The organism is Methanobacteriaceae archaeon (assembly GCA_030656015.1).
Taxonomy (GTDB): Archaea; Methanobacteriota; Methanobacteria; order Methanobacteriales; family Methanobacteriaceae; genus UBA349.
Genome location: JAUSNX010000004.1, coordinates 13,687 through 26,482, shown reverse-complemented (window position 1 = coordinate 26,482; position 12,796 = coordinate 13,687). Strand labels below are relative to the sequence as shown.

At 29.6% G+C, this 12,796-nt stretch carries 8 protein-coding genes; 4 read left to right on the top strand and 4 right to left on the bottom strand.

The window, feature by feature from the left end; genetic code table 11:
• Nucleotides 1-107 precede the first annotated feature (107 nt).
• Nucleotides 108-716, top strand: a complete 609-nt coding sequence (locus tag Q7I96_03280) for a hypothetical protein (GenBank protein ID MDO9626635.1) — start codon at nucleotides 108-110, stop codon at nucleotides 714-716.
• Nucleotides 713-1,339, top strand: coding sequence for a metal-dependent hydrolase (locus tag Q7I96_03275; GenBank protein MDO9626634.1), 627 nt, complete (start codon nucleotides 713-715; stop codon nucleotides 1,337-1,339). Before Q7I96_03280 ends, Q7I96_03275 begins: the two co-directional genes overlap by 4 nt.
• A 59-nt stretch (nucleotides 1,340-1,398) precedes the next feature.
• Here Q7I96_03275 and hjc read toward each other — a convergent pair whose 3' ends face one another.
• Entirely contained in the window at nucleotides 1,399-1,809 is a 411-nt protein-coding gene (gene hjc, locus Q7I96_03270; GenBank protein MDO9626633.1) for a Holliday junction resolvase Hjc, read from the bottom strand.
• Nucleotides 1,810-3,222: 1,413 nt separating this feature from the next.
• On the opposite strand from hjc, the gene Q7I96_03265 reads away from it, so the two are divergent.
• Both Q7I96_03265 and Q7I96_03260 read left to right on the top strand, forming a co-directional pair.
• The gene (locus tag Q7I96_03265) at nucleotides 3,223-5,916 is read left to right on the top strand and encodes a carboxypeptidase regulatory-like domain-containing protein (protein ID MDO9626632.1); all 2,694 of its coding nucleotides are present in this window, start codon (nucleotides 3,223-3,225) and stop codon (nucleotides 5,914-5,916) included.
• Nucleotides 5,917-7,091: 1,175 nt separating this feature from the next.
• Entirely contained in the window at nucleotides 7,092-8,360 is a 1,269-nt protein-coding gene (locus tag Q7I96_03260) for an oligosaccharide flippase family protein (GenBank protein MDO9626631.1), read from the top strand.
• Here Q7I96_03260 and Q7I96_03255 read toward each other — a convergent pair.
• From Q7I96_03255 to Q7I96_03245, 3 genes are all read right to left on the bottom strand, one after another.
• Complete coding sequence (locus Q7I96_03255; protein ID MDO9626630.1) at nucleotides 8,345-9,808, bottom strand: DUF2206 domain-containing protein; 1,464 nt, start codon at nucleotides 9,806-9,808, stop codon at nucleotides 8,345-8,347. The genes Q7I96_03260 and Q7I96_03255 overlap by 16 nt on opposite strands.
• A 642-nt stretch (nucleotides 9,809-10,450) precedes the next feature.
• Nucleotides 10,451-11,584 (bottom strand): glycosyltransferase family 4 protein, encoded by a 1,134-nt coding sequence (locus Q7I96_03250; GenBank protein ID MDO9626629.1) that lies wholly within the window; start codon nucleotides 11,582-11,584, stop codon nucleotides 10,451-10,453.
• The gene (locus Q7I96_03245; protein MDO9626628.1) at nucleotides 11,584-12,795 is read right to left on the bottom strand and encodes a polysaccharide pyruvyl transferase family protein; all 1,212 of its coding nucleotides are present in this window, start codon (nucleotides 12,793-12,795) and stop codon (nucleotides 11,584-11,586) included. The genes Q7I96_03250 and Q7I96_03245 overlap by 1 nt, the downstream gene beginning before the upstream one ends.
• Between the last annotated feature and the right edge of the window lies 1 nt (nucleotide 12,796).

Here is a 12,796-nt window from a genome sequence, read left to right as displayed (position 1 = left end):
AATAAAATAAAATCTGAAGGAAATGAAATGTACGTAAATATCGTACAGTTGAAAATGCCTGAACTAATGGATAATATTTAAATATAAAAATAATCATAATTATTTATATGAATTTAATACAAATTGAATCTCATATAAATCAAGGCCAGAACCTGTTATTCTATAAAAATGATGTTCATGATATTTATAAACAAATAAATTCTAATTTTCTCTGTGTGTTCTTTAATGAGCCTACTCCTATTAAACATAGGTTGATCGAATGTATTGAAGTTGTGGTTAATCAAAAAGAGCCTTCTTTGAGTCGTTTGACTTTACCAGAACTGATTAAAATTCTTATGGTGAAGTTAAATTCCAAGAAATTAATCATACTTTTTAATAATTTTCATATATTAACTCGTAGATTAGTGGCCACCCTACAGGAGTTGAATAGGTATAATAATATTATTTTTATTTGTAGCTTTGATAAGGACTTTAAGAGTGAAGTCTATGGTTTTTTTAACACATTTCACCTGATGAATGTGGATCAATATAAACTGGAAACCGGAAAAGATGAAATAAATATATCTTATGCCGTGTACTTCTGCATGGGCCTTATATGTTTTTTCATTTATCTTAAAACTGCATCCTCTGCATATATAGGTGCCATGTTAATTGGTGGTGCCTGGTTCGGCCTGGTCATATTTAGAACATTTGTCTACACCGGAGGTAGGGTATGAGAAATTATACTCATATAATAGGCGCTGTATTCTTTTTCCTTATACTGGCCTATCTACTGAATATTACTAATCCCTTTTTAGGATTGTTCTGTGCGGGGTGGATATCAGTATTTCCGAATATGGTGGATAAGATTACTGGTAAGCATCGGGGATGGGGCCATTCATTTTTGTGGCTAATTCCTATGGCCCTGGTGGTAATTTACAGTCCATTAATTGCATTGGCCTTAATGGTTGGTTTTTTATCTCATCTTTTACTGGATAGTTTCACGGTTTATGGTACTCCGGTTTTATATCCCTTTAAAAAATCGGGTTTTGTTTGTTTAAGTAAAAAGAGAAGATTTAAAACGGGTTCTAATTCTGATAAAGCCCTGTTTATTTTTCTTTTATTTTTAGTGGTTCCCATTATATTGTTCACCACCGGGTTAGGGAATGTGTTGCTGGGGGATGTGGCCTTTGCCGTCGGTAATCAAACAAATAACAGTACCAGCTCCTCACAGAATAGTAATATTTATTTAAGCTTTAAACTGGATGAGGCCTGTAATAAGAACATTACCTTTGAGAAGATCAATGAAAATAAGACTAGTATTGTGGTAATGGATATTAATAGTACTTCAGGAGAATAAGAGTAGTATTGTGGTACAGGATTAATAGTACTTCATGAAAATAAAAAAATATTTATTTTTCATATGAATCTTTTTTGTAGTTCATGGGAGGCTAGTTCTTTTATATTCACTCCTTTTTGAATAGCGGTATGGTAATCTATGGATAGTTTTTGATTGTCTTTACTTATTTGCATGGCATTGGGCCTGATAAATATCCATGATGTTTGGTTTATGAATTTTAGGGCCACCCATGGTTCTGCTTTGAATTTCCAGGCGAACCTTATGAGATTTTTTATTTGGGCGGTTCTGATTATTATTCTATTATTGGTGGTTATTTTTACTTCTATGACAAATACTGACTCTCCATCTCCAGCTAATAGGTCTGGATTTCTTATGGAGGATCCAGGTAATCTGCAGGCTTCATAATCTGCTTTTTTTAGTTCTCCTACCAGTTCATATTCGTGTTTTATTCCAAAATCTTTGATTCTCATTTTCATCTTTTTCCTGAATTTTATTACTAATAGTAGTTTGTAGTAACACTTATATATGTATTACCATTATAATAAATAGTATCACTTATGGGAGGTGGAAAATCTTAGTGCTATAACAGCTAAAAATGGTTCTTACACTTATGTGTGAAAAATGAGACAAAAACAAGACGTTATATTGCAAGTTTAATTGATACTTCCCCTTATCAATTAAACTTTTTTTTAAAATATTAAATTGCTAAGTGAGAAAAAATTAAAGTATGCTTGAAATCTGATGCTAAAGGTTATAATAATCTCCTTTTAGCTCGTAGAAATATAGGTGGGTTTAATATAAAAAATAATGAAGGAAAGTTCCCAAACAACAAATTCTAAATTCCTCAAATCACGTAGGGGCTAATTTATATTTGCACTATTATGGCCTGAAAGTTCCCAATCAGGTGGTGTACAAATTGGCCCCCTATGTATTCTGGGGAATTTGGAATTTACATAATAAAAGAAAATAAAACAATTTTAAAACTTAAAAAACCATAGAAAAAATCTAATTGAGAAAAGAGATTTTTAAATAGCTCTAAAACCAGGTTCTATTGAGTAAATTCATTATAGGAGTCTGAATTCAAATCGAAATAGCAATGCTCGCTGAGAGGGGAAAAACACACATGAAATCAATTAAAGATCTAAAAGTCAGTGAAATGGATTTATTTCAACCTTTAAAAAAAGAGTATATAATTATTTTTAACAATTATTATATAATTCCCATGATGAGTATCCTGAAAAGGAAGATTATATAGTATATACCTATATAGTATATAATAATGATTTTGTAATACTTTTTTTACAGTATATAAAAAATCTTAAAAAAACCTATATATCATAATAAAATTTTAAAAATATATTATTAATTTACTATATAATAAAAAAGAAAAAATCATATATAAAAAAATAAGAAGCATTTGAATGATTTATATGGCCTTAATATTGTTTTTTTATTGCTGTTGATCCTTGACCTTGTTGAAACACTTTGTTTGCATTGAAATTGATTTGGAAATGATTTTTTTATTTCTATAAAATTGAAGTAGATAATATTAGAATTATTTTATCTAAGAATATTATTTTATTTATAAATTAAACTTTAAATCGATTTAGCTACAAATTATTGGGCCTTAAGTGAAGATGTAATCTGGATGGGGTTTTTCTAATCCAGTAGCTTTAATTCTGCCTACGTATTTTCCGATTAAACATTATACCTATTTTATTTGGAAATGTTTGCGTATAATTATACAATATTACCAATCCTTAGGAAAATTCTTATATATTTATCTTTAAAGTATATACTGATATTCATTTTATAAAAAAATATCAAACATAAAGGAGGTGAAAAAGATTAAAAAACAAATAACTACCAAAATTATCATTTCTATGATTCTTGTTATAGTTTCATTAATAGGTATAGGTGCAGTTTCGGCAGTTGACACTAATCCGGTAGATTCTGTTTCGGCAGATGACCTGGCACGTATAGAAATTTCAGGTCAAGTTAGTCAATGTTCTGATGAAGAACCTTTCTCTGGAGCAACAGTAACTGTTAAAGATAACGGGACAGAGATTGACAGTACTACCACTAATTCAGATGGAACGTATAATTTAAGATTCCAAAGCATAAAACGAGTTTTTACAGTAACTGCCAATGCCAATGGACATAAACCAACTACTCAGGATGTTGTGGTTTCTGAAAAATCCAATGGTACTTACGCTGGAACACTAAATTTCAAATTAGGAAATAACGATGCATACGTCTATCAAGGGTGGGGCACAAATCCCGATGAGGATTACACCTTCTCGGACGGAACCACTATCCATCTTACAGGAGCTACTAATGCCTTTACCACAATTGATGAAGGTATAACTTATGCTACCGGTAATCCTGGAGTAAACACCGTATATATCGCACCCGGCACCTACAATGAATACAGTATGAGTATCGACACTTCAGTTAACCTGTGTGGTGAAAACCAGGATACTACGATAATTGATGCCAATGAAAATGCCCGGATACTGACTGTCTCAAACGGAGCAATCGTCAACATAGAAAAACTAACATTTAGGGATGGTGCATCAGAATATGGTGGTGCTCTCCGTGTTGAAAGTGGAACCACAACCATCACGGATTGTACCTTTGATTCCAACACTGTTCTTGATTATGGTGGTGCTATATATGTGGATCCTGGTGCAACAGCTCATATATCAGGTAGCACATTCACCGATAACACCGCCTATGATGGTGGTGCAATATACAATAATGGTGGAATGTTGACCATTAACCGATCCACTTTTACCAGTAACCAGGCATCTGGTACAAATTATGGTGGTGGTGCCATCTTAAATTCTATAAATGGCGGTACAGTGAATTTAGCCGACTGCATTTTTACAAGTAACAGAGCAAATGGATTTTCTGGAGGAGCTATCTACAATCGATATATTTTAAATGTAGAGAATTGTACCTTCAATAGCAACACGGCTAATTCTTATGGTGGTGCAATATCTGCAGGTCGAGGTAATAATACGATAACTGGATGTACATTTAATGGAAACACTGCAGATACTGGTGGAGCAATCGCTGTTGGTCTTGCTGATACATGTACTGTGAATGGTTCTAACTTCATTGGAAACTCAGCAACCTCTATGGGAGGTGCAATATACAGTAATATAATAATTACGGCTAATTTCAATAGATTCTACAATAATAATGGCCCACAAGGTAGTGCTATTTACACGTTTGACAATGATTCGAATGTGGAGAATAACTGGTGGGGTACTAACCATCCGATTTTCTCCAGTTTGATTTATGGAGCATCAGCACCTACACAATGGTTGTACATGACCATCAATGCCACACCGGCAACTATTAACAACACCCAAACCAGTTTAATAACTGTTAGTTTTAACAACTACTGTTCAGATGGAACTACTTACACACCATTTACTCCAGTTGGCTCAGACCATATCCCTAATGGTACTCCGATAACTTTCAATTTAACCAATGGACCTTTCGGAACCTTAACAACACCACTTACAGTTAATACTCTCGGAGGATTAGCATCCATACTATTCACTGCAACTAATGTTGGTGTTCAGGATGTTAATGGAACCCTTGATGACCAAAAATGTACTGCCAGTGTAACAATTAACCCGGCCACTTACGTGGATGTTTACAACCAATTCAGGGATCTTCCATGGGGTAATGAGATTACCACTGCTAACTACAACGATAAGGTCTATGTCATGGTCAAAGTGCAGAATCAGGGTCCTGATTCCACTTCGTTGAGTATTTTGAACACATTGGAGGGTATTACTTGGACTGAGAACTACTATGTTCTTTCAGGATCAATCAACCCATCGGATCCAGGTAACTGGGTGTTAAATGATGCGGTGAACACATTTAATGGAACACACTGGAACATACCGGCTTTAAGTGCTTCAATCGGTGGAAATGTCAAATGGCTTGCCATAGAAGGGATCATTAACAGGGTAGGCACTGTATCTAACTATGCTGAGACTGAAAGTCAAGGTTCATATCCATACAGGGGTTATGATTCCGACACCTGTGAGTTGTATGTTCCCAGTGCAGACTTGTACCTGGTGATAACCAGTAACAAAAACAAACCCAAAGTGGGTGAAATATTCACCCTAAGATACAAACTGGGAAACAAAGGACCGGATGAGGCAGAAAACGTAACCATAACCATAAAACTGCCTGATGGATTTGTAATATCCAAAATTGAAGGTGATGGAACCTGGACTATAAAGGGCAACACCATCATCTGGACCATGAAAAACGTTAAAGTAGGTGATCCCTACTTATATATCTCAGGATGGACTACACGCGCCACTAGTTTCCTGTTTGGTGCATCAATCCTATCAGACACCTTCAACATCAACACAGAAGGAGTAAGTACACTCACCGTAAACACACAACCAAAAATAAATGCAGCCACAAACACCACAGTAAATAGTAAAAAAGTAGCAATGCAAAGCACAGGAACACCCATAGTGCCTTTGGCCTTAGCGGTGCTTAGTGTATTATGTGGATTAGTAATAACCCGGAAAAAACAATAAAAGGGATACTAGATCCCTTACCCCATTTTTTTTATTTTTTATTTGGCCCGTAATTATGTGGATAATTATGTTATTTTTTTAAGGCCATAATCTGGTTTTTAAATATTATATGTAATATATTGCCTTAAATCCAGAATTTAGATGATTGGAATAATTTTAATATCTGTTTTTACTCATCAGAAATACGGTGATGGTTTTTAATGCTTAAAATGGTTCAGAGTTCTTCTTGAAACAAATTCCTAAATTCCTGAAATACATAGGGGATGTGTAATGCACCTTAACTTTTTTAAATTCATAAGTAATATGTTTTAATTAAATTATATGATAACTCTATAATTATTCAAATATATATTATTTTTAATTTCCTTTGCATAACAACTATCAATTAACAATATCAAAAAAGTGTGTGTGCATATATCTCCTGTGTTCTCTGGGAAATTTGGAATTTAGGTCTAGATTAATTTAAGGCCTATTTTTCGGCTTAATGTAATTCGTTTGTTCTCATATATAAACTTAGATTTGGATATTGGGTTATTTGTGGGGAGTGGGATCGGGGGGTTGTTTTTTATATCAATATATAAATATAGGGTATAATATATGACTCATAAATATCTTGATGGAATGAGAAACTTAAACTTTTTCGAAATCTTTAATTCTTAATGCTTCCAATAACATAGTTATCTGCTGGGTCTCCATGGAGTTTTCAAATGACAGTGCCACAAAAGATTGGGCTGGAGGATATGTCATTAATGCTCCTTTTATAAGTTTAATCCTTTCTGGATATTATAATCAACTAGATTTTTAGATGCAGTCCCATCTGCCCTTCTATGGATAAGTCATATACATTGGCCTTTTGATTGCTTACTTCTTTGGCCAAGAGCCTACGAATCCTGTTACGCCGGTATGAGGATGTTTTTGTTGGTGAAGTTCATGAAATCACTTAATAATTGTTATTTTTGATAATTATATTATTTTACTTATTACATATTATTTAATTTTTATTTTAATGAATTTAATTTAAATCATTTATAATAATTATCCTAAGATCATTTTACATGAATTCTTTAACTCGATGTATTATATATGATAATTACTAATTAATTATTAGATATTCTTTTACCATTATGTTATCTATTTAATCTAGTTTGACAGCATTTAAAATCAGTTATGATACAATGATATTCAAAAAAATTAAAACACATATAAGTGACCCACTTATGAAAAATTCGTATTTCCTTATAGGTAATTCTTTACTTTTTGCGGGGGTGGGCTTTGTTTTTTGGATTATTGCTGCTAGACTTTATTCTACAACAGAAATCGGTTTAGGTGCGGCTATTATATCTGCAATGAATTTTTTAAGTTTGTTTGCATTATTAGGATTTGATATAAGTATTATTCATTACCTACCTTTAGAAAAGAATAAAGAAAAAATAATAAATTCAAGTTTTTTAATTACAATTTTATTGGGTACTATAATTTCCTTAATATTTTTATTCGGTTTAGAAATATGGGCTCCTGCATTAATTTCTATCAAAGAAAATTTATTTTTCTGTTTTTTCTTTGTATTTTTTTCTGTTTTCTGTGCTCTTTCTAATCTACAAATTAGCGTTTTCACAGGTCTTAGAGATGCCAAATACTCGTTTTATCAATCATTAACAAATATTTCTAGAATTTTGGTTTTACCTTTATTTATTGCATTAAATGCATTTGGTATATTTATTTCATTTTCACTAACATTTTTTTTAGCTTTTATTTTAGGAAATAAATTAATTATAAATGTTCTTCCAGAATATAAGTTTTTAAAATCAATTAATATTAATGTTATAAAAAAAATGTTTTCTTATTCTTTTAAAAATTATATTTCCAATACATTTTTAAGGATGCCAGACTTTATACTTCCATTAATGGTCATAAATACTTTGGGAGCTGAAATAAATGCTTATTTTTATATTTCTTGGGCTTTATCTTCGATATTACTTACAATTCCTATTTCAACATCGAAATCACTATTAGCAGAAGGTTCTTATTCTCCAGATTTATTTAAAAAAAATGTATATAGATCTATAAAAAATATTTTTTTGATATTAATATTACTTATATTAATTATTCTGTTATTCGGAAAATATATTTTATTAATTTTTGGTGAAAACTATTCTAATAATGCATATTATGTTTTAATTCTTTCTGCTTTAGCTAGTCTTCCTTATTCTGTTAATGCATTATATTCTACAATAAAAAGGGTAAAAAAAGAGATGAATGCGGTTATTATCATTTATGGTTGTTTAGTTTTATTTTCTATAATTTTTGGCTATTATTTTATGCATCTATTTGGATTAATAGGTATTGGCTTAGCATGGTTATTTAGTAACATAATTGTTTTAATTATCGTATTTATTGATATAAAGTTAATTTCTCCTTTATTTAAAGATCATAAGAATAGGTAAATTGTAGAATCTTCAGATGTGTATATTTTATTAGATTGCATTATTGAACCATAAATTGGTCTTTTTTTAAGATCAATTACCAAATCTCCCATTTTAAAAGCATCTAAAGTAGTATTTCCCATAAATAGGTATTTATTTTTAATTTTAATAGAATCTGGTGAAAAAGCATATATTTCATTTTTTGAGTAATAACCTGAAGTTAATGAACCATCTCTGCTTTTTATAGATCTCCATGGATTAAGAACACCTAATGTAATATTATCTTTGTAATTTCTGGACCATTTAATTCCCGCTACTTCGGAGGGACTGTAAACATGCCATTCTGAATTTTTATTTAAATTAACTGAATATGGAAGATTATCTCCCACACTGAAATTGGCTAGACCTGATGAAAATATAAAAAATATGCAAAGAAAAATTGCTAAAATATTAAAGTTAGTATTCAAATTGATATTTTTTATTCTGATTACTTTTTTCAAATAAAATACTGTTTGGATAAAACCAATAACTATTAATGGTGACAATACTACTAAAGAAATTTGTAGTCCTCTGTCCATTCCTAATGATGAATTTGAGAATATCTGAAATACGATAAAAAAAACGAATATAATACTAATTATCGAATAAAATTTGCTTTTTACAAACTTTTTGCCAGAATTTAAAAGACTTAAACATAATTTAATCGTGCCAACTGCCATGAAAAATAATAAAGAAGCGTTCATAATTTTATATATTGCCCAAACCAAACTAGGGGTTTGCTTTGTTAAATAAGCAGCACCCGTTCGTGTTTCAGGATTAGCAATGATATCAGTAATGCTTGAAGTTATATGGTTTCCTATACTTATTATATTTGTGAAAACAGATCCTTCACTAGTGTAAATATGCCAACTAATAATTGATACTGCTGCAAAAATTATAATCGTTATGGATACCTGTTCTTTTTCTTTAAATGCAAACAATATTATTGCAGTGGGTATTAAACAGATTAAAAAAATGTAACTAACTCCATAATGGGTCAGTGGCAACATTAAAACAAAAGGAATGATTAGAATATTTCTTAATTTACTATTTTTACTTAATAATACTATTAAAATTAGAATTAGGAATATTTCTGCTATGAACTGTTTATCTATCATATCTTTAAAGAATCCATAATAAAACATGAATACAAATGCTGAGAAATAAGCGATTTTTGAGCTGTTGAATTGATCTTTAACAAGATAATAAATTCCTAATGGCACAAAAGAGAATAAAAATGGGTAAACTATTTTATAAATCCATATTAAACTTGTTTCTGTCAAAAATGAGTAAATTGGACCCAGTAAAACCACTGTGATTAATGAATTAGCGTCCGAAGGTAAATTATAGTTCCAAATATTATTATTCAAAACTAAAGAAGCGGAGTAATATTGATAATGGATATCCCATGACCATAAATAGTCAGACACTAATTGGGTGCTAAACAGTATAGATATGGAAGAAACCCATATAATCAAAGAATGATACTTTTTATATCTAAATAAAAATGGCATTATTGAAATAATAATGATTAAAGCACAATTTATTATATTTACATTGAAATAATTTAAAATGTAAGTTCCAAATATTGCAAAAAATGGAATTAATACAATTATTGCTATTTGAATCAAATTAAATTCAAGATATAAATTATTATGTATCTTATATTTATTACTTAAAATAAGCAAAGGAATTAAAATCAAATTATATGCAATCAAAATGTTGACTGGGTATAAGAGCTTAATATTTAAAGAATAGCCAATTAAACTTAGTGATAAACCTAATAAAGTACTAAAAAAAATACTTGTACTTATGACTAATAAAATATTAAGAATATTGCTTTTTTCATCTATTTTTAATAATCTAAGGATTATGAATCCCGGTAAAAAAGATATTATCAAAAATCCAAGTATTTGGATTATAAAATGATAAATTTTGTAAATATAAATAAGATTAGTAAATAAATGATTACTTATAAATAAAATATCAAATATTATCAATAAAAAAAGTGTGATAATATTAAAGTATCTATTATTCAAATTATTAATGTTTAAAAAGTTTATAATTTTCATTTAAATCTTATATTCTTCATATAATGTTTTATAAACATCCATATGCTTTTTTGCAATATTTGACCAAGACAACTCTTCTGATTTGGATTTTACTCCATTAATAATACTTTTTTTAATATTTTCGTTTTTCAAAATGTATATAATTGCTTCTGCAAGTTTGGCAGGGTTTTTGGGAGGAACTAATAATCCACTGATTCCATCTTCTAAAACTTCTGAGATTCCACCCACATTTGTGGCAATTACTGGATTTCCAAATGCATATGCGACTTTAATTATCCCGCTTTGACCACTCATGGTGATATAGGGCATTACAACAATCTCAGACCGATTAAATAATTCTGATACTTTTTCATCTGGAATATATGAATTATGTACTTCATAATGAGGATTATTATAAATAGTTTTCTCAAATTCGGATAAATCTCCTTCGCCAGCAATAATAACTTTAATATCAGGAATTTGTTTTGATATTAATGTAGTTGCTTCAATTAAACATTTCAATCCTTTATATTTCCGTATATTGCCAAAAAATAGAATAGTATTCTTTTCCTTATCACATTCTTTTTCATAATTCTTAAAAAATGAGAATGTTCCATAAGGTATTACACTAATTTTATCAGAGTTTATATTTTTTTCTTTAATTAAAACTTTATGATCATTTTTCGTATGAACTATTATTTTATTATATTCAATTAAATATTCAAATGCATTTACTGCAAATTCTTCAAATATTTTAATTTTGAAACTTGAATTGGAATAGATACCATGTTTTGTATGGACAATAATATAATTTTTATTTATTCTTTTTAAAAAAATAAATAATGGTAATGGTGGAATTAATGGTGTTGGAAAGTGAACAATATCTGGATTAACCTCCTTTATTATATCAATTTTTTTAAGAGAAATCAAACTATTTATATTTTTTAATGAAAAGATTGATTTAATATTATTCATAGATAATTCTATAGGTTCAAACACTTTTATGATTTCAACATTTTTTGAAAAATATTCCTCATTAATAGCCTTACTTCCAATAACAACTACTTCTGCAAATTCTGATACTGCATTAGCAAGCTCTGCAGTATAATGTGGCATGCCACCCCAATCATAAGGGAGTACATATGCAATTTTCATTAATTTTCTGTCTCCTTTAATCTGTTTTTTATAATTTCAAATGAATTCTTCTTTTCTTTAATAATAATTTCTCTATAAATTTGACCGTAATTCTTTTTTTGGTCTATTGATTCTTTTAAACACTTAAAAAGATTATTAATTTCAAAGTCATCCATGAATTCATTTATTGACATTAAATGAACTTTATTTTTAAAAAAAGTCTTAAAAAATCCCAATCCTTTATTTCGATAATAAATATGTAATGTGGGCACATTAGCTAAAACTCCAAAAATTGCTCCATGCATTCGCATTGAGATTACAAAATCTAACTTTTTCATTACTTCAATAATTTCTGATGGTTCTAAATTATTAATATCTAAAATAGGTATTTTTTTTTCTAATTTAGAATTCAATTCTAAACAAAATGCATAATCATCTTGTTCGTAAGGCTGTGAAACTACATTAGCATTATTAGAAGTAGGTATAAAGAAAATGGAATAATCATCCTGTATTTTTTTTAACATATTAATGAATCTTTCAGAATATTTTCTTGAATGTAATCCAGATGTTACAGGAATAACTCCTATAATGGGCAAATCTTTTGGGTTTTCCTGGATATTTTTAGTTAATTTAACAGTGGCCTCTGATTTTTTACTATTTAACCAAAAAGCGAAATCTATAACAAGGTTTAATTTCTCTTCAGGAATTTTAAATGAGCTTAAGTTTGATAATGAAATTTTATCTCTTATGAAAAATACTTCTACATTTTTGGCAAATTGCCGATAAAAATTCTTGTATATGTAACTATTACTGGGTGTTTCAGTTGATATTCCACCTAAAATGAGTTTTGAATTTAAAATTTTCTTTTTGTAATATGCATTTAATATTTCTGCTAATACATGAGGTGCGAAGCGTGTATTGAACCTAGATCCTCCCATATACCAAATAAAGTCCAAATCATTAATATTTTGTAGTGATGGTGTTTCATTAGTAAGAAGGAACTTCATTGCATGATATTTCGATCGATTTTTTTCCAGGGAACTAAGTGATGTATCAATAATTTTAATATTTCTGTTATCCCAGTAATCACTTGGAAAACCGGGCTCAACATCAAAAACATGAGTAGGTTCAATATTAAGAAGAGAAAATATTTCAAGCGATCCTTCAAAAATCGCCATATCTCCTTTATTGGAATGTACAGCTCTTATTAAACCTATATTTCTGGGTTTCACC